The organism is Vibrio sp. 10N.239.312.C11 (genome assembly GCF_041466065.1).
Lineage (GTDB): Bacteria > Pseudomonadota > Gammaproteobacteria > Enterobacterales > Vibrionaceae > Vibrio > Vibrio tasmaniensis_A.
The window spans coordinates 66,307-83,817 of sequence record NZ_JBFSRZ010000004.1; the positions used below are offsets into that span (position 1 = coordinate 66,307).

A 17,511-nucleotide genomic window follows, 5' to 3' on the forward strand; every position below is an offset into this window, starting at 1 on the left:
TATTAGATCCTAGCTGTCATATTCAATCGGTGTTTTGCGGGTTATACTTTGTGCTATCAGTCACTTTATAGCCAATTTATGAAACAAGAATACGCACGTTTAGTTACGCTCGCCGCTTGGGCTGCCACCATCATTGCCTCCATATTATTGGTTGTGAAGGTTGCAGCGTGGTGGGTGACAGGCTCAGTCAGTTTATTAGCTTCTGTTGTTGACTCACTGTTGGATATCGCCGCTTCTGTCGTCAACCTTGTGGTGGTTCGTTACTCTCTGCAGCCCGCCGACAAAGAGCACACCTTTGGTCATGGCAAGGCCGAATCTCTTGCTGCATTAGCACAAGCGATGTTTATTTCTGGTTCAGCTTGTTTCCTTATTCTTAACGGTATTGAACGTTTCTTCCGACCGCATGAGCTGAACTCTCCTGAAATTGGTATTTATGTCAGCTTGTTCGCAATGGTCATGACCTTCGGTTTGGTTCGATTCCAAAAGCATGTTGTGAGCAAAACGGGTAGCCAAGCCATTGCGGCTGACTCACTGCATTATCAATCTGACCTCTATATGAATGCGGCGATTATGCTGGCGCTAGCACTGAGCTGGTTTGGTATCGGTCAAGCGGACTCGGTATTCGCGATTGGTATCGGCATCTACATTCTTTACAGTGCTTACCAAATGGCGATGGAAGCGGTGCAATCTCTACTTGATCACAAGCTACCCGATGAAGAGCTCAAGCAAATTAAAGAGGCATCGTTGAGTGTGGAAGGGGTACTGGGTGTACATCAACTAAGAACGCGCCGTTCTGGGCCTGTTCGTTTCATTCAATTGCATTTAGAACTCGAAGATAATATCCCACTGATTGAAGCACACCGCATTTCTGACGAAGTAGAGGACAAGCTTATTTCTGTGTTCCCTGATGCTGATGTATTAATTCATCAAGATCCATATTCGGTCGTATTTGGCCCAGAGAAGCAGCAGAAATTTCACTCATGGTAATGCGTCTAAAAATTAGGCAGCAAATGGCAAGTGAATGGCTTTTGAACTAAAGTGAGTAAAAATTGCTAACTCAAAGGTGATTCAAAAATCACCTTAGTAACAATTAATGTTGATTCTGATGTGAATCAACAAAGTTATTGAGTAAAACTGTAATACTCTTACAGAAGTAGAAATGTTACATAATTTTACGTGATTTAAGTGCTATTCCTGTTGAGGAAATGTAACATAACGTACAAATATAGATTTAAAATCTTGTTGATATACAATCAGCAAGAACAAGAATTGAATAATAGATTCCCAAAAATCGAGGGTGAGCATGATTAAGAAGATCGGTGTTTTGACCAGTGGTGGTGACGCTCCAGGCATGAACGCAGCAGTTCGCGGTGTAGTTCGTACTGCGCTATCAGTTGGCATTGAAGTTTACGGCATTTACGACGGCTACCAAGGCCTTGTGGAAGACCGTATCGAAAAGCTTGACCGTTCAAGCGTATCTGACGTGATCAACCGTGGTGGTACTTTCTTAGGTTCTGCACGTTTCCCTGAGTTCAAAGACGTGGCTGTTCGTGAGAAAGGCATCGAGAACCTTAAGAAGCACGGTATCGAAGCACTTGTTGTTATCGGTGGTGACGGTTCTTACATGGGTGCTAAGAAACTGACTGAGATGGGTTACCCATGTATCGGTCTTCCAGGCACAATCGATAATGATATCGCGGGTACTGATTACACTATCGGTTACCTAACTGCGCTTAACACTGTTATCGATTCAATCGACCGTCTACGTGATACGTCTTCTTCTCACCAACGTATTTCTATTGTTGAAATCATGGGCCGTCACTGTGGTGACCTTACGCTTATGTCAGCAATCGCGGGTGGTTGTGAGTACATCATTACACCTGAGACTGGCCTAGATAAAGATCAGCTAATCAGCAATATCCAAGATGGTATTGCGAAAGGCAAGAAGCACGCAATTATCGCTCTAACTGAACTAATGATGGACGCGAACGAATTGGCTAAAGAGATTGAAACGGCAACAGGTCGTGAGACTCGCGCAACCGTTCTTGGTCACATTCAACGTGGTGGTCGTCCTACTGCATTTGACCGTGTACTGGCTTCTCGTATGGGCAACTACGCTGTTCACCTTCTTCAAGAAGGTCAAGGTGGTCGTTGTGTTGGTATCGAGAAAGAAGCTCTTGTTCACCACGATATCATCGACTGTATCGAGAACATGCAGAACCCAGACCGTTCTGAGTTGTTCCGCGTTGCAGAAGAGTTATTCTAAGCCAAGCTTAGCGTTCGCTTAAAAAATATTAAAAACCGCTGATTGTTCAGCGGTTTTTTTGTGCCTGTCGTTTGAGTTTTTACAAACGGCAGGCACAAAAAAGGCCAACCTAAGTTGACCTTTCATCTAATCTAAACGGTGAAGTTTAAATTAAGCTTTTGCTTCAGCTGCTGCTTTAGCGATAGCTGCGAAGCTTTTCGCGTCAAGTGCTGCGCCGCCAACTAGAGCACCATCGATGTCTGGTTGTGCGAAGTAAGCTGCTGCGTTTTCTGGCTTAACAGAACCGCCGTATTGGATAACAACTTTCTTAGCAACGTCTTCAGATTTCTCTGCGATGTGTGCACGGATTTGAGCGTGGATGCGTTGTGCATCTTCAGCTGTAGCTGCTTTACCAGTACCGATAGCCCAGATTGGTTCGTAAGCGATGATAGCGCCTTCAAGAGCTTCAACACCTTGAGTGTTGATAACAGCGTCAAGTTGACGAGCACATACAGCAACAGTTTCGCCTGCTTCGTTTTGTGCTTCAGATTCACCGATACAAAGAACTGGAGTTAGGCCGTTCTCTTTTAGGAATGCGAATTTCTTAGCAACGAATTCGTCAGACTCAGCGTGGTATTCACGACGCTCAGAGTGACCGATGATGATGTGAGATGCGCCGAACTCTTTAAGCATTGCTGGAGACATGTCGCCAGTGAATGCACCGCTGTTGTTTAGGTCAGAGTTTTGAGCACCTAGGATGATAGCGCTGCCCGCTTCAGTAAGCGTACGCTCAGCAAGATCAACGAAAAGTGCTGGTGGAGCAACTGCTACGTCTACGCCTGTTACGCCTTCAAGTTCAGCGTTAAGACCGTTTAGTAGATCAACAACCATTTCTTTGCTGCCGTTTAGTTTCCAGTTACCCATAACTACAGGATGACGCATAGGAATATCTCCAAAGTATTTAAATAAATCGAATGTAAAAAAGTAAACTTTATTACGAAATAATATAACAGAATAATATCAACAGATCATGACTGTGGTCATGACTTTCTTGGATCTTACTCAATGGTCAGAGTAGATTTTGAGCAAATATCAGTGATCCGGCAGACAGAATAATAGCTAACTTCTCGGATTTTTCATCGTTAGTTGCTATTAAGGGACAAACGATTGCGTTAACAATAGGAAGTAATAATGCCGAATCTAGTTCTAGAGTACTCAAATTCAGTGGATGAGCGAGTGAATATCCAAGGTTTACTGGAAGACCTTCATCAAGTTACATTAAACTGTGGTTTGTTTGATGTACCTTCTGTGAAGTCTCGTTCACTACGCTGTCATAACTGGTTGGTCGGTGATGAAGAGGACAATGTAGATTTTGTTCATATTAGCTTCGAGTTACTTTCTGGACGTACTGAAGAACAGAAAAGAGAATTGTCGCGTTTGTTAATGCAAACCTTACAAGAACAGGCAAGCCATATCCGTAGCCTAACGGTCAACATACGGGATATGGATAAAAGTTGCTTTCAGAAAGTGATTAACTAGCTAAAAATAATCAACTAACTAAAAGTGATTCACTAACTATTTGCTGCTAACTTTTTGGTAGCGTATTAATTTTTGAGTGTTTTAAGATGTCGATGAAAGATTTACTGCTCTCTTTCAAAGGGAGAATTGGTCGTAAGACTTACTGGATTTGGAATATTTTCTACTACATAGCGATTACTGGTTTTGCTTCTGGTATCTCTGTGTTGTTCCCTGCTTACTCTTACATCCTACTGCCAGTATTCCTATTGCTGCTAGTGATCCCAGATCTTGCGGTCACCGCTAAGCGCTGGCACGACCGCAATAAGTCGAATTACTGGTTACTACTAAATGTGCCCCTAGTACTGGGTCGTTTGGCTTCGCCAATGGCTGCGACTACCACTGAGCCGGTATCGCCAATCCATATGGTTGCGACCGTTGCAGCGTTAGTGTGTGGCTTATGGATTCTGATTGAGTGTGGTTTGTTGAAAGGCACAGAAGGCCGTAATGATTACGGTGAAGATCCCGTTTAAAGATTGGATGATTCATCAGTAAAAAGGGAGCATTGCGCTCCCTTTTTTGTTCTAAGGCATTTTGTTTTTAATGCGTTTTTTTCACTAATACATTTTAGCTTTCAGTACATTTTTGGTTCTGTATTTGGCCTGAAAGGCACGACATTTTCAGGTTTAGGTTCTTCAAAACTACAGCGACCTTCGAGTGCATCTTGGAATTTACAGACCTGACAACGAAGCTCCTGCATGAGCACGACATTAACATGATGTGGATTTTTACAGCGACCGACCACCAAATCGATGTGACTTTGCTGAGCGCGTAGCCTGTCTTGCATAGTTTCCGAGGCCGAACAAATCATCTGCTCGCACATTTCGTGTTTGAATTGATTGAATGCTTTCGGATCGCTTTTGGCGAGTTGGACCAGTTCATCAAAGGGGGGCAGTTTTTGATTTGGCTGTGGCTGTGCCATGATTCCTTCCTTAGCATTAAGCATGTTTCATATGCTTTAAGCTTAAGAAATAAATTTGTACAAATTTTAATCTATTCTCATTTTCTCAATATTGAGACGGAATCGGTGGGTTGGGACTAGCCCTTAGCGCTTGGTATTACGATAAAGGCGTGGGCGTTAAGGTATAAGTACAGCGTCTCTCGCCGGCAATAATGTGTTCAGTGCGGCTTACATGACACTCATTTTTGAGCAGTTCAGTGAAAACATTGAGCTCAGATTGGCATAGGCTAGGGCAACGAGTTGCTGCTTTGCAGATGGGGCAGTGGTTCTCAATTAAGATGTAGTGCTCATCATGCTCTTGAAGTTCAGCCATGTAGCCTTCTTCTTCGCGAAGCTGTGTGAGTTTTTCAAGCTTACTCATGAGCGAATCACAGCCAGACAGTGCAGATTGATACTGCTTCAGAGTGTGTTGTTCTCGCTCGGCAGCAACCTTAGCCAACCCTTCTTTACCGAATAGATTTTCTACGGCATCAATTACTTGAATAGTGAGTTCACCGTGTCGGTCTGAAAATTGGCTATGGCCTTGTTGAGTCAGGGACCAGTGGCGAGTCGGGCGACCCACTTTCACTTTCACATCATGAAACGCAAGAATACCGTCATCTTCCAGACTTTGCAGATGTTGCCTTGCACCCATTGTCGTCATGCCAAACTCTTCTGACAATTGTTTCGCGGTTACCGCGCCTTGACGCTTAATGGTCTGTAAGATTTTGTCGCTTGTTTTCATACTATCCCTACCTCATCAACCTCACTATTATGAGGCAAGGTGTTTATAAAGCAAACCATTTACTATATTGATGGGGATTTACTATATAGACAGCGTTTTACTCTAGCGACAGCAAATGGTGAGATTCTGGTGCACTAATAAAACAAAAGGCTGATACTTGGTATCAGCCTTGGAACGTTTCTGTTAGAGCTAGTTTAGGTCTACAGGATGTGACCGATTACTTCTGGGTCTTTACGCTCTAGGTAGTGGATAGATTTGATGCGGCGAATCGTACGACAGCGACCACGGATAAGCAGAGTTTCTGTGGTTGCGATATTGCCTGTGCGAGTGATGCCCTCTAGAAGATCACCCTTAGTAATACCTGTTGCCGAGAACACAACATTATCGCTGCGTGCCATGTCTTCCATTTTCAAGACGATGCCCGCCGTTACACCCATTTCTGCACAACGCTCTAATTCAAGCTCACCGTGTTTGCGGTTCTCTTCTGTATCGCCTTTTACTTCATGACGAGGAAGCAGACGTGCGTGCATGTCGCCGTCGAGTGCGCGAATAACAGCAGCCGAAACGACACCTTCAGGCGCGCCGCCGATGCAGTACATTACGTCTACTTCGCTGTCTGGCATACACGTTAGGATAGAAGCAGCAACATCACCGTCTGGCACAGCAAATACACGAACGCCCATGGCTTGCATGTCGGCAATGACTTGATCGTGACGAGGCTTAGCCAGTGTGGTTACTACTAGCGTATCGAGTGTTTTACCTAGTGCTTTAGCGATGTTTTCTAGGTTTTCTGTTAGTGGCAGCTCTAGGTCAATTACGCCTTTAGCACCAGGGCCAACAACCAATTTTTCCATGTACATGTCAGGCGCTTTAAGGAAGCTGCCTTTTTCGCCTGCAGCCAATACCGCCAATGCATTTGATTGACCCATTGCTGTCATGCGAGTCCCTTCAATTGGGTCTACGGCGATATCGACAGCATCGCCGCCCACACCGACGTTTTCACCGATATATAGCATAGGTGCATCATCGATTTCACCTTCGCCGATAACAATCTCACCGCTAATTTCGGTTTTGTTTAGTAGGCTACGCATTACTTCTACAGCAGCGCCATCTGCAGCGTTTTTATCGCCACGACCAAGCCACTTGTAACCAGCTAGTGCTGCACCTTCTGTGACACGAGAGAATGACATTGCTAAATCGCGTTTCATGCGGACTCCAAAATTATCAAAGGGGGAATAGAAATTTCGCGGCGAATTTTACCATATCCCAAAGGAAACGTTTGCTTTTTTGTTTTTTGGAGATTGCTCTCGATCAATTCGCAGTGGAAAACAGTTATTATTCATCAAAATAATCGGTTTGCCCTTGTGGCGGTAATCACTCACGTCAATATTCGGTAAAAAGCGCTGTTTTTTTCATCGAATGGCGCAAAATATCGAATATATTGAGTGTTTATCCTTGCTCTGCTGAGTAGAATGGGGAAATAAGTGGAGTGAACCTTCACCATCAAACGGATAACTTAAAGGTAGGCCAGAATGTCTTTTGAAGTACTAGAGCAGCTAGAAGCAAAAATTCAAACAGCAGTAGATACAATTGCACTTCTTCAAATGGAAGTGGAAGAGCTTAAAGAAGAGAAACAAGCACTAGCAACAGAAGCTGGTGAGCTTAAAGCAAGCCGTCACGAGCTAGAGCAAAAAACTCAGCAAATGCAGGAAGAGCATTCAGCATGGCAAGATCGCATCCGTAACCTTCTTGGTAAAATGGATGACGTAGAGTAATCGACTCTTCAGATTTAAAAAAACGCCCGCTACTCAGTAGCGGGCGTTTTCGTTTGTATTCTTATGCTTTGTGTTCTATGGCTTGTTTTATTATTTGAAGCTGAGTGAGTTACTCGGCTTCTTCTTCAACATCCAGATCGAGTTCTACATCCAAAGGCTCTGCCGAAAGAATAATGCCAGTGTTGTCTGCATAGAGGTAATCTTCCGGTAAGAAGGTCACGCTGCCAAAGTTCACAGGTACATCCAATTCGCCGACACCTTCTTGGCTTGCACCCACAGGAATAGAGGCTAAAGCCTGAATACCAAGATTCATGTCTTCTAACTCATCGACTTCGCGTACGCAGCCGTAAACCACAATACCTTCCCACTCATTGTCTTCAGCAAGTAGGGCAATCTCAGCATCGATCAGCGCTTTACGCAGTGAGCCGCCACCATCGATTAACAACACACGCCCCAAACCATCTTGTTCTAATACGGAGCGAATTAAAGCATTGTCTTCAAAACACTTTAATGTCGTGATCTGTCCTGCGAAGGATGCACGTCCACCGAAGTTGCTGAACATTGGCTCCACGACATCAACTTGATCCAAATATATGTCGCACAGTGCTGAAGTGTTGTATTCCATTAGTATACCTTTTGAACAATGAGCTTACTTTGAGTATATCGGTGCTTGATCCCTTTGCAATGATTAGTCTCATTTAACTCAATAGAGTTTGAGCTACGACAACCCCTGCAAACAATAGGTTAGTGACCAGTGAACATTTCACTATCACGGGCATCATTGGTGCAATCTGCGCTGGCTTTTCGGTTTCCCAAACGGCCTTACCGTGCTTATAAACAATAATAATGCTTAGTAAAAACGGCAGGCTGATCCAGACCGGTTTTTCTTGAATCAGCAGGTAGATAGCGAAAGAGGCAAGGGCGAGCCCAAGCAGTGCAAAATGATAGTGCTTGGCTTTGCGTTGCCCTAGGCGAACCGCCATGGTGCGCTTACCACATTCGCTGTCGTTTTCGATATCACGCATGTTGTTGATATTGAGTACCGCAACCGCCATCAATCCGCAGCCTAGTGCAGGCAGAAACAGGCTTGGTTCAACATGGCCAGTGTGTAAGAAATAAGTCCCTGAAACGCCTAACAAACCGAAGAAGATAAATACCGATAAGTCACCAAGGCCAATATAACCATAAGGTTTATTGCCGACGGTGTAAGCGATGGCTGCAACAATGGCTAATACGCCTAACGCAATGAAAGATAAGATACTCTCAATCGAGGTTAAGGCATGAAAGATAAGAATCAGCCCAGCGAGCATGGTAAATACGATGTTGAGGATGATCGCTTGCTTCATGGTTTTCGCGGTCACCGCGCCAGATTGCATTGCACGTGTTGGCCCTAGACGGTTTTCGTTGTCTGTGCCTTTTACCGCGTCGCCATAGTCATTGGCTAAGTTCGACAGAATCTGTAATAGAGTGGCGGTTAAAAAAGCCAATAGTGCGATTGATAAAGAAAAATGACCACCAGCGAACGCTAAACTACTTCCTGTAAGAATAGAGACAAGTGCGAGAGGCAGAGTTTTTGGGCGTGCGGCATCAAGCCAAATCAGTAGAGATTGTTTCATCGTAGGTCTAATTCTTTGTAAGTCTTCGTTTCATACTGTGATTTGAGTATACGCCCATTTTTCGGGTAATAAAAAGCCCACTCGAAAGTGGGCCTTGAATTCGCTTATTAGCTGCTATTTCTTTGAGATAGAGCAATAAGTTGGAGTTTGGTGTGCTACAGGATGAAGCGGCTTAGGTCTTCGTCTTCTACGAGCTCGCCAAGCTTAGATATTACATAAGCCTCATCAATCACCAATTTGCTGCCTGCTCGGTCTGTTGCGTCGAATGAAATCTCATCCATTAGGCGCTCCATGACGGTATGTAGACGACGCGCACCGATGTTTTCAGTGGTTTCGTTCACACGCCATGCTGCGTCAGCAATTTGGTTGATGCCATCTTCAGTGAACTCAATGCCGACATCTTCTGTTTTCATCAGGGCAATGTACTGTTCTGTCAGTGATGCCTTTGGCTCAGTAAGAATACGTTTGAAATCATGTGCTGATAGTGCTTCTAGTTCGACACGGATTGGCAGACGACCTTGCAATTCAGGGATCAGATCAGATGGCTTAGCCACTTGGAATGCACCTGAAGTGATAAACAAGATGTGGTCAGTTTTAACCATACCGTGCTTAGTTGATACTGTGCTGCCTTCGATAAGAGGGAGCAGGTCACGCTGAACACCTTCACGAGATACGTCTGGGCCAGAGCTGTCGCCACGCTTACAGATTTTGTCGATCTCATCGATGAATACGATGCCGTTGTTTTCAGCGTTGAAGATCGCGCTCTCTTTTAGCTCTTCTTGGTTCACAAGCTTCGCAGCTTCTTCTTCCGTTAGTGCTTTGAATGCGTCTTTGATTTTCATCTTACGCTTTTTCTTGGTATCGCCAGCGAGGTTTTGGAACATGCCTTGTAGCTGGTTTGTCATCTCTTCCATGCCTGGAGGTGACATGATTTCAACACCCATTTGTGGCGCCGCTACATCAACTTCAATCTCTTTGTCATCTAGCTTACCTTCACGCAGTTTCTTGCGGAAAATCTGACGAGTGTTTGAAGAAGTGGTGTCTTCAGTTGATTGCTCGTTCTGACCCCAAGCATCACGTGCTGGTGGTAGAAGGGCATCAAGAATGCGTTCTTCAGCTTGTTCTTCAGCGCGGTACTGTACTTTTTCCATCGCTTGTTGGTGTGTCATCTTGATGGCAACGTCCGTTAGATCACGGATGATGGTCTCAACTTCTTTACCAACGTAGCCAACTTCAGTGAACTTAGTCGCTTCTACCTTGATGAAAGGCGCGTTTGCTAGTTTAGCTAGACGGCGAGCAATTTCAGTTTTACCTACACCGGTTGGGCCGATCATCAGGATGTTTTTTGGTGATACTTCAACACGCAGACTTTCTTCAAGCTGCATACGACGCCAGCGGTTACGAAGAGCGATAGCCACTGAGCGCTTAGCGTTGTCTTGGCCGATAATGTGGCGATTGAGTTCGTGAACAATTTCGCGAGGAGTCATCTCAGACATGGTTTTTCCTTAATTCTTTAATCACTGTTGAATACAACGTTATTGATGGAAGCGGTCGTTACTCTGGTTTTGGTAGCTCAACGGTGCTTTCTAGTTCTTCAATAGTGTGGTGATGGTTGGTGAATACACAGATATCGCCCGCAATGTTCAGCGACTTTTCTGCGATTTCACGCGCATCTAAATCTGTATTTTCTAATAGTGCAGTGGCTGCTGCTTGAGCGAAGTTACCGCCCGAACCGATAGCAATCAGGTCGTTCTCTGGTTGAACTACGTCACCGTTACCTGTGATGATCAATGAAGCAGTTTCATCCGCTACTGCTAGCAGTGCTTCTAATTTACGTAGAGCACGGTCGCTACGCCAATCCTTCGCCAGCTCAACGGCAGCTTTGGTTAGGTGGCCTTGGTGCATTTGCAGCTTGCTTTCAAATTTTTCGAATAGCGTGAAAGCATCTGCGGTACCGCCAGCAAAACCAGCCAGTACTTTGTTGTTGTATAGGCGACGTACTTTACGGGCATTGCCCTTCATTACGGTGTTGCCTAGAGATACTTGTCCATCACCCGCGATGACGACTTTATTATTACGACGTACAGATACAATGGTAGTCACGAGTAGGGCCTCTTAATATTTCTTATCTTTGGGTATAAAAAGTATATGAGGATGGTGCTCGGATAATTCAAGGAAGGTCGAGTGATGTCGCGCAACTTATCGGCGGAAGTTGTAAGGAAATTTGGCTAAAGGGTGTAGATAAAAGAAAACCTCCACAATGGGAGGCTTTCGGTGTTTGGTTTTCGGCTTTTGCTAAGATTAAGACTGCGACTGCCGCTGAATCTAAAACTACTCGGTGTCTTTCCAAATAGCACAAGGTTCGATTTTCGCTCGCTGCAGCTTATGGCGATCTCGCTCTGCATCACGCTTCAATTTATATGGCCCTAGAACCACACGGTACCAGCTACTTCCATCTTTTTTACGGATTGAACTTGAGATACCTTGGAAAGCAATATCCAACTTACGTGCTTCTGCCTGCGACGAGGTTTTGTAAGCGCCACACTGCATGATGTAAGGGATCTTAGAGATCTGTTGCTCTTTGGCTTTTACTTCAATCTCGCGGCTTGGCAGCGTTTCAACGTAGTCCCACTTCTCTTCAGGAGGCGGCGGAATCACTTTCGCTGGTTTTGGCTTAGGTTTTGGTTTGGTTGCCACAGGCGTTGGTGCTGGCGGCTCAGGATCATTACTCAATAGGTAAAGTCCGTAACCAAAACCACCGGCAAGGAGGATCGCCAAAAGACCACTGCGCCAAGGTTTACGGCGAGGGGCTTGTTTTTTGGTCGGTTTTTTCGTACCACGACCACGCTTTACATAATCTCTATTAGCCACAAGACAATTCAATAGTTGCTGATTCTGCCCTCATGGTAATCCAGATTGCGCGAGGATAATAGTGCAGAAATGGAAGCGGCACATCAAAATGTGCCGCAGATTTATAAGGGTATTTCTGAGGGTTACATTCGAGGTGGCGCTGTGCTGCCTCGAACCACCAATTTAGCTTCAAGCAGACGCGAACCTGCTTGCACATCGTTGCCCTTCAGTAGATCAAGCATCATCAACATCGCTTGGCGTCCAATCTCATAACGAGGCTGAGAAATAGTCGTTAGCGGTGGATCGCAGTATTGTGCAAATTGGATGTCATCGAAGCCGACAATCGATAGGTCTTGAGGAACGCGCAAGCCCAGCTTCTTCGCTTCTTGAATCGCACCAATCGCCATCGCATCGTTGTGACAGAAAATAGCGGTTGGCTGTTCAGGCAGAGCCAGCAATTGACGAACCGCTTGAGCGCCCGCTTCAAAGGTGAAGTCACCAACCGTGCTGTAGGCTGGATTCATAGAGACTCCAGCGCGGCGCAGCGCTTGTTGGTAGCCTTGTTGGCGGAACTTACACAGCGTTGCCGATACTGGGCCTGAGATTTGAGCGATACGTTTATGACCTAACTGAGCTAGGTAGTTAACCGCTTCAAAGGCAGAGGTCAGGTTATCAATGTGTACCGTAGGCAGTTCAAGCTCTGGTGCGAACTCACATGCCATTACCATCGGCGGTAAATTCTTTTGCTCAGGCTTGCTGACATCAAACGGATGGTCAGTGCCAAGCAGTAGCATGCCGTCGGCTTGTTTGGTGAAAACTAAGTTAACAAATGAAGACTCGCGCTTCTTTTGCTGGCCGCTATCACCCAGTAGAACAAGGTAATCATTTTCTACTGCGGCATCTTCGATACCACGAATGATCTCGGCGAAATAAGGGTCACAGATATCAGGAACAATAGTGATGATGGTTTTTGATTCGTTGCGACGTAAGTTTCTAGCTAATGTATTGGGTGAGTATCCAGCTTCAAGTACTGCTGTCTCCACTCGCTTACGAGTAGAAACCGAGACTTTTTCAGGGTTCATCAATGCACGTGATACCGTGGCTGTTGAAACGCCTGCTAGCTGGGCAACATCCTTCATTGTCGCCATAAATTAAACCCTCTTTTTAATTCCTTTGCTGCCTAAGTATCTAAGGCATGAATAATAAATGTAATCGAATAGATATTGTGAAAGTGTTGCTAACACTTTTTTTATTGCAATATTTTATTCGTTTCACCCATGTAAAGTTACGGCTAGATTAACAAAAATCACATGACTAGTGTGAAGTTGCTCACGAGAAATATGAAATATTTGTGAAAAAACTTATCATTAGTTTTAACCCAAGTGGGTTTAGCTCAGATCTTGCGGCTCAATATCGAGTGACCAACGGACTTTTTTCGCAGCAGGTAACATATTGATTGCTGGCTTGGCGCTCATTAATAGCTTTTGCATCAACGAGCGAGTCTGTGTTTGTAAAATAAGCTGCCAACGAGATTTACCTGCTCGTTTGGCTAGTGGTGCAGGGGTTGGCCCTAGCACCATACAATATTGGTCAAATAACGGATGCGATTCCAATGTGTGGCGTACTTGACGCAAAAACTCTTCCACTAAGCGAGTGTCATTGGCTTCCGCTCTAAACAGAGTCATGAAGGTATAAGGCGGCAACATCGCTTGTTTACGCTCTGCTAATGCAGTCTGAGCAAAGTGGTTGTAGTTTTTGTGCAGTAATGCCTGTAATAAGCCGTGTTCTGGATGGTGAGTTTGTAAGATCACTTCCCCCGGCTTACTGGCTCGTCCTGCTCGACCGGCGACTTGAGTAAACAATTGGGCCAATCGCTCAGAGGCGCGGAAGTCACTGCTATATAAAGAGGCATCAACGTCCAGCAATGCCACAAGTGTCACATCTGGAAAGTGATGCCCTTTAGCAAGCATCTGTGTACCAATCAGAATTTGGTATTCACCTTTACGAATCGATTCTAACGCGCTTTCTAAACTGCCTTTGCGGCGAGTGCTGTCTCGGTCAATACGGATGGTTTTGTATTCAGGGAATAGTTGACCCAGTTGAGCCTCTAACTGTTCGGTACCAACCCCCACTGTTACTAGATTCGCTGAACCACAACCTTGGCAATGATGCACGATATGCTGCTGCGAGCCACAGTGGTGGCAGCGCATCTCATTGCTGTATTGATGATAGGTGTAGTAGGCATCACAACGCTTACATTCCGCTGTCCAACCACAATCGTGACACATTAATGCGGGAGAAAACCCACGACGATTGAGGAACAACATCACTTGGTTGCCTGCTTTGAGGTGTCTTTGCATTTCAGCAATCAACGACGCAGATAAGCCACTTTCTAGATATTCACCCTTAACGTCCAACACTTTATTGGTGGTCGGCAGCGCGACACCTGCACGAGAGGTCAGGGTGAGGTAGCTGTATTTACCGATCTGAGCGTTGTGCAGCGTTTCAAAGGCCGGAGTCGCCGAGCCTAGCACAACCGGAATCTGCGCTTTATGAGCACGCATGATGGCAACATCACGAGCGTGGTAGCGTAGGCTATCTTGCTGCTTATAAGAGGCGTCGTGCTCTTCATCGACAATAATAATGCCCAGATCCGCGAACGGTGTGAACAGAGCTGAACGAGTACCGATCACAATGCCCGCTATTTTATCACGCGCCGATAACCAAGCATTTAGTCGCTCAGAATCGTTTAAACCAGAATGGATAACCTCAACTGGAACATTAAAGCGTCGCTTAAAGCGGTTAATCGTTTGAGGGGTTAGACCGATCTCGGGCACTAACACTAACGCTTGTTTACCTTGGTCGAGAATCGGCTTGATCATATTCAGGTAGACTTCGGTCTTACCTGAGCCAGTTACACCCTCTAGCAAGAAGCAACCAAAGTCGGTTTGACTATTTACTGTCGCTATTGCTATAGCCTGTTCTTCATTGAGTTTTGGCTTATCTTGATCGTTTTCGAGCTCAACTGGCCACGGTTGGCGCTTCGGCTTTTTCTCTACTGATTCAACCCAGCCTTTCTCTTCCAACGTCTTAAGTACCGCGCTGCCCACTTCTTCATCAATGAATTCTTGATGGGGAACTGGGCCGTGCTCAAGCATGTGCATTACTTTGGCTTGTTTGACGGCACGGCCAAAGCCCTGCATCAGTTGATCTCTACCTGACGGGGTCAGTTGCCATTCAACAAGCGTCGCGAAATCGGCCGCTTTGCCCTTTCGTAAGGCGCTTGGTAGTGCGTTGGCCAAGGTTTCACCTAGTGGATACTGATAGAACTGGCTGCACCATACCAAGAGTGAGTAGACCGATTCCGGCCAAACGGGTTGGTTGTCTAGTAAGGCTTTAATGGGCTTGAGTTTGTCTAACTCGAATTCAGATTCGTTAACCAGAGCCGTAACAATGCCTGTTAAGGTTTGTCGTCCAAAAGGCACAGAGACTCGACCGCCAATAATCGGAAATAGGTGGCTAGGAATCTTGTAATCGAACTGCTTGTCGAGTGGAACAGGCAGTGCCACACGGGCAATCATTGGACGCATAAAGGGACGGCTTTATCTGAGTTGACGAGAGCGAACAGTCTAATGGATAAGGGCGTTAAATTCGAGGAGCAGTTTAGATGACAGAGCTTACTTGAGGCTTGAATGCTACTGGAGCCAGAAAATAACGCTTAATAGAAGGTTTAAGGACGGTGTTGGTGAAAAATGTATCAAATCAGTTGATCCTACCTCACAGATTCATTACTATACTGCGCCTTAAAGGTATGGCTTTATCGCGGTTTAGTGATACAGCGGTGTCTTTATTTATTTTTTAACTACGTGTGGTGTCCGGCTTAGAATCGGATGGCGACGCGGCCTAATTGAGGTTTTCCCATGAAAGTTGGTATCCACCCAGAATACAAAGCAGTTTCTGCAACTTGTTCTTGCGGCAACACATTTGAGTTCAACTCAACGCTAGCAAAAGAATCAATCCACCTAGACGTATGTGACAAATGTCACCCGTTCTACACTGGTAAGCAACGTATCGTAGATACAGGCGGCCGTGTTGATCGCTTCAACAAGCGTTTCGGTGCTCTTTCTAGCAAGAAGTAATTCTCGCTATTTAGACATAAAAAGGACACTTCGGTGTCCTTTTTTGTTGCCTGAAATTTGAAAAAATACTGAATCGTATTTCATTATTAGATCTAGGTTACTGGCGTAAATTTTATTTCATCACTTACCCCAACACTCCTTCCTCGAAATTCGCTCTAAAGTTGAGCAGGCGACAGTAATTTCAACTGCCCACTGGTCTTATTAGTAGTGAAATCTCGTTTTTTAATGATACAGATGCTTCAACCGCCTAGGAACTTTGAAGTACATCCATTAACATGAACAAGATCCCCCAAATAATAATATCCTAGGAACCTACACCTATGTCTGAAGACAGCCGCCAAGATCAATCCCCTCAAGAATTATCGCCTCAAGAACAATTCCGTCAGCAAGCTCTTGATTATCATGAGTTCCCAATTCCAGGCAAAATTGCCGTAGAACTGACGAAGCCTGCAAACTCTGCAGAAGACCTAGCACTGGCATACAGCCCTGGCGTAGCTGAGCCTGTTCGCGAGATCGCACAGAATGTCGATAACGTTTATAAGTACACAGGTAAAGGCAACATGGTTGCAGTTATCTCTAACGGCACTGCAATTCTTGGCTTAGGTAACCTTGGTCCTATTGCTTCTAAACCAGTTATGGAAGGTAAAGCGCTACTGTTTAAGCGTTTTGCTGGTTTAGATTCTATCGATATTGAAGTAAAACACCGCACAATCGATGAGTTCGTTGATACGGTTGCGAATATCGCAGATACATTTGGTGGTATTAACCTAGAAGACATCAAAGCACCAGACTGTTTTGAAATCGAGCGTCGCCTGATTGAGCGTTGTGATGTACCTGTTTTCCATGATGATCAACACGGTACTGCGATTGTAACGGCAGCGGGTATGCTTAACGCGATCGAGCTTCAAGGTAAGAAACTGGAAGAGTGTAAGATCGTTTGTTTAGGTGCTGGCGCAGCAGCGGTCGCTTGTATGGAGCTACTGATTAAGTGTGGCGCTCAGCGTGAGAAGATCTACATGCTTGACCGTAAAGGTGTGATCCACACTCGTCGTGATGACTTGAATGAATACAAAGAGCTGTTCGCAAATAACACCGACAAGCGCACGCTTGAAGATGTTATCGAAGGCGCTGACCTGTTCTTGGGTGTATCGGGTCCTAATCTGCTACCAGCTAAGGCACTTACGCTGATGGCTGATAAGCCTGTTGTGTTTGCATGTTCAAACCCAGATCCAGAGATCAAGCCTGAGCTTGCACATGAAGTTCGTTCTGACCTAATCATGGGTACTGGCCGTAGTGATTACCCTAACCAAGTAAACAACGTACTTTGTTTCCCATTCATTTTCCGTGGTGCACTAGACGTGCGTGCGAGCGAAATCAATGACGAAATGAAGCTAGCGGCGGTTAAAGCGATTCGTGAACTAGCAAAAGAAGAAGTTCCAGCTGAAGTACTGGCAGCTGCGGGTGAGACTGCACTGGAGTTCGGTAAGGGTTACATCATTCCTAAGCCAATGGACCCGCGTCTGCTTCCTCGCGTTGCAAAAGCAGTTGCTGAAGCGGCTGTTGAGTCTGGCGTTGCTCGAATTGAGATGCCTGCCAACTATATGGCTTAATGCCTTAGTAGCTTAG

18 protein-coding genes are annotated in these 17,511 nt (G+C 45.3%); 7 read left to right on the forward strand and 11 right to left on the reverse strand.

All coding sequences use genetic code 11. The features are described from left to right. Positions 1 to 78 precede the first annotated feature (78 nt). Both fieF and pfkA read left to right on the forward strand, forming a co-directional pair. On the forward strand, positions 79 to 987 hold the full coding sequence (gene fieF / locus AB6D07_RS03095) for a CDF family cation-efflux transporter FieF (RefSeq protein WP_009848870.1): 909 nt from the start codon (positions 79 to 81) through the stop codon (positions 985 to 987). A 316-nt stretch (positions 988 to 1,303) separates the two neighbouring features. After that, positions 1,304 to 2,266 (forward strand): 6-phosphofructokinase, encoded by a 963-nt coding sequence (pfkA, locus tag AB6D07_RS03100; RefSeq protein WP_009848871.1) that lies wholly within the window; start codon positions 1,304 to 1,306, stop codon positions 2,264 to 2,266. 150 nt (positions 2,267 to 2,416) lie between these two features. On the opposite strand, the gene tpiA is transcribed toward pfkA, so the two are convergent. Then, positions 2,417 to 3,187, reverse strand: a complete 771-nt coding sequence (tpiA, locus tag AB6D07_RS03105; protein WP_012604968.1) for a triose-phosphate isomerase — start codon at positions 3,185 to 3,187, stop codon at positions 2,417 to 2,419. Between the two features lie 249 nt (positions 3,188 to 3,436). On the opposite strand from tpiA, the gene AB6D07_RS03110 reads away from it, so the two are divergent. Together AB6D07_RS03110 and AB6D07_RS03115 are read left to right on the forward strand one after the other, a co-directional pair. Further along, complete coding sequence (locus AB6D07_RS03110; RefSeq protein ID WP_004729703.1) at positions 3,437 to 3,784, forward strand: 5-carboxymethyl-2-hydroxymuconate Delta-isomerase; 348 nt, start codon at positions 3,437 to 3,439, stop codon at positions 3,782 to 3,784. Positions 3,785 to 3,870: 86 nt separating this feature from the next. Beyond that, entirely contained in the window at positions 3,871 to 4,293 is a 423-nt protein-coding gene (locus AB6D07_RS03115; RefSeq protein WP_009848873.1) for a DUF805 domain-containing protein, read from the forward strand. Positions 4,294 to 4,394: 101 nt separating this feature from the next. On the opposite strand, the gene AB6D07_RS03120 is transcribed toward AB6D07_RS03115, so the two are convergent. The 3 genes from AB6D07_RS03120 to glpX form a co-directional block, all read right to left on the reverse strand. Continuing rightward, positions 4,395 to 4,742, reverse strand: a complete 348-nt coding sequence (locus AB6D07_RS03120) for a DUF3135 domain-containing protein (protein ID WP_012604966.1) — start codon at positions 4,740 to 4,742, stop codon at positions 4,395 to 4,397. A gap of 136 nt (positions 4,743 to 4,878) precedes the next feature. Continuing rightward, entirely contained in the window at positions 4,879 to 5,505 is a 627-nt protein-coding gene (locus tag AB6D07_RS03125) for a metalloregulator ArsR/SmtB family transcription factor (RefSeq protein ID WP_017103632.1), read from the reverse strand. Positions 5,506 to 5,705: 200 nt separating this feature from the next. After that, a complete protein-coding gene (gene glpX, locus AB6D07_RS03130) occupies positions 5,706 to 6,713 on the reverse strand; it encodes a class II fructose-bisphosphatase (protein ID WP_009848876.1) in 1,008 nt (335 codons plus the stop codon). 324 nt (positions 6,714 to 7,037) lie between these two features. Here glpX and zapB point away from each other — a divergent pair, with 324 nt between their 5' ends. Then, on the forward strand, positions 7,038 to 7,280 hold the full coding sequence (zapB, locus tag AB6D07_RS03135) for a cell division protein ZapB (protein ID WP_009848877.1): 243 nt from the start codon (positions 7,038 to 7,040) through the stop codon (positions 7,278 to 7,280). 109 nt (positions 7,281 to 7,389) lie between these two features. Here the strand turns inward: zapB and rraA are convergent, their stop codons facing one another. From rraA to priA, 7 genes are all read right to left on the reverse strand, one after another. Then, complete coding sequence (rraA, locus tag AB6D07_RS03140) at positions 7,390 to 7,905, reverse strand: ribonuclease E activity regulator RraA (protein ID WP_017103631.1); 516 nt, start codon at positions 7,903 to 7,905, stop codon at positions 7,390 to 7,392. 73 nt (positions 7,906 to 7,978) lie between these two features. After that, positions 7,979 to 8,896 (reverse strand): 1,4-dihydroxy-2-naphthoate polyprenyltransferase, encoded by a 918-nt coding sequence (locus AB6D07_RS03145; RefSeq protein ID WP_009848879.1) that lies wholly within the window; start codon positions 8,894 to 8,896, stop codon positions 7,979 to 7,981. Between the two features lie 155 nt (positions 8,897 to 9,051). Beyond that, complete coding sequence (gene hslU / locus AB6D07_RS03150) at positions 9,052 to 10,392, reverse strand: HslU--HslV peptidase ATPase subunit (RefSeq protein WP_009848880.1); 1,341 nt, start codon at positions 10,390 to 10,392, stop codon at positions 9,052 to 9,054. 58 nt (positions 10,393 to 10,450) lie between these two features. Continuing rightward, entirely contained in the window at positions 10,451 to 10,999 is a 549-nt protein-coding gene (gene hslV, locus AB6D07_RS03155) for an ATP-dependent protease subunit HslV (protein ID WP_004729692.1), read from the reverse strand. A gap of 228 nt (positions 11,000 to 11,227) precedes the next feature. After that, complete coding sequence (locus tag AB6D07_RS03160) at positions 11,228 to 11,767, reverse strand: SPOR domain-containing protein (RefSeq protein WP_029223037.1); 540 nt, start codon at positions 11,765 to 11,767, stop codon at positions 11,228 to 11,230. 122 nt (positions 11,768 to 11,889) lie between these two features. Then, positions 11,890 to 12,894, reverse strand: coding sequence for a DNA-binding transcriptional regulator CytR (cytR, locus tag AB6D07_RS03165; protein ID WP_017103629.1), 1,005 nt, complete (start codon positions 12,892 to 12,894; stop codon positions 11,890 to 11,892). A 240-nt stretch (positions 12,895 to 13,134) separates the two neighbouring features. After that, entirely contained in the window at positions 13,135 to 15,336 is a 2,202-nt protein-coding gene (priA, locus tag AB6D07_RS03170; RefSeq protein ID WP_017103628.1) for a primosomal protein N', read from the reverse strand. 330 nt (positions 15,337 to 15,666) lie between these two features. Here priA and rpmE point away from each other — a divergent pair, with 330 nt between their 5' ends. Beyond that, on the forward strand, positions 15,667 to 15,885 hold the full coding sequence (rpmE, locus tag AB6D07_RS03175) for a 50S ribosomal protein L31 (RefSeq protein WP_009848884.1): 219 nt from the start codon (positions 15,667 to 15,669) through the stop codon (positions 15,883 to 15,885). 320 nt (positions 15,886 to 16,205) lie between these two features. Beyond that, positions 16,206 to 17,495 (forward strand): malic enzyme-like NAD(P)-binding protein, encoded by a 1,290-nt coding sequence (locus AB6D07_RS03180; RefSeq protein WP_009848885.1) that lies wholly within the window; start codon positions 16,206 to 16,208, stop codon positions 17,493 to 17,495. The last annotated feature ends 16 nt before the right edge of the window (positions 17,496 to 17,511 follow it).

What these genes read in the sequence shown, in the direction of transcription:
- tpiA (WP_012604968.1), bottom strand. Translation starts at nt 3,187, where the DNA reads ATGCGTCATCCTGTAGTTATGGGTAACTGGAAACTAAACGGCAGCAAA.
- priA (WP_017103628.1), bottom strand. Translation starts at nt 15,336, where the DNA reads ATGCGTCCAATGATTGCCCGTGTGGCACTGCCTGTTCCACTCGACAAG.
- zapB (WP_009848877.1), top strand. Translation starts at nt 7,038, where the DNA reads ATGTCTTTTGAAGTACTAGAGCAGCTAGAAGCAAAAATTCAAACAGCA.
- rpmE (WP_009848884.1), top strand. Translation starts at nt 15,667, where the DNA reads ATGAAAGTTGGTATCCACCCAGAATACAAAGCAGTTTCTGCAACTTGT.
- AB6D07_RS03120 (WP_012604966.1), bottom strand. Translation starts at nt 4,742, where the DNA reads ATGGCACAGCCACAGCCAAATCAAAAACTGCCCCCCTTTGATGAACTG.
- pfkA (WP_009848871.1), top strand. Translation starts at nt 1,304, where the DNA reads ATGATTAAGAAGATCGGTGTTTTGACCAGTGGTGGTGACGCTCCAGGC.
- hslU (WP_009848880.1), bottom strand. Translation starts at nt 10,392, where the DNA reads ATGTCTGAGATGACTCCTCGCGAAATTGTTCACGAACTCAATCGCCAC.
- AB6D07_RS03180 (WP_009848885.1), top strand. Translation starts at nt 16,206, where the DNA reads ATGTCTGAAGACAGCCGCCAAGATCAATCCCCTCAAGAATTATCGCCT.
- fieF (WP_009848870.1), top strand. Translation starts at nt 79, where the DNA reads ATGAAACAAGAATACGCACGTTTAGTTACGCTCGCCGCTTGGGCTGCC.
- AB6D07_RS03145 (WP_009848879.1), bottom strand. Translation starts at nt 8,896, where the DNA reads ATGAAACAATCTCTACTGATTTGGCTTGATGCCGCACGCCCAAAAACT.
- AB6D07_RS03110 (WP_004729703.1), top strand. Translation starts at nt 3,437, where the DNA reads ATGCCGAATCTAGTTCTAGAGTACTCAAATTCAGTGGATGAGCGAGTG.
- AB6D07_RS03115 (WP_009848873.1), top strand. Translation starts at nt 3,871, where the DNA reads ATGTCGATGAAAGATTTACTGCTCTCTTTCAAAGGGAGAATTGGTCGT.
- rraA (WP_017103631.1), bottom strand. Translation starts at nt 7,905, where the DNA reads ATGGAATACAACACTTCAGCACTGTGCGACATATATTTGGATCAAGTT.
- AB6D07_RS03125 (WP_017103632.1), bottom strand. Translation starts at nt 5,505, where the DNA reads ATGAAAACAAGCGACAAAATCTTACAGACCATTAAGCGTCAAGGCGCG.
- glpX (WP_009848876.1), bottom strand. Translation starts at nt 6,713, where the DNA reads ATGAAACGCGATTTAGCAATGTCATTCTCTCGTGTCACAGAAGGTGCA.
- cytR (WP_017103629.1), bottom strand. Translation starts at nt 12,894, where the DNA reads ATGGCGACAATGAAGGATGTTGCCCAGCTAGCAGGCGTTTCAACAGCC.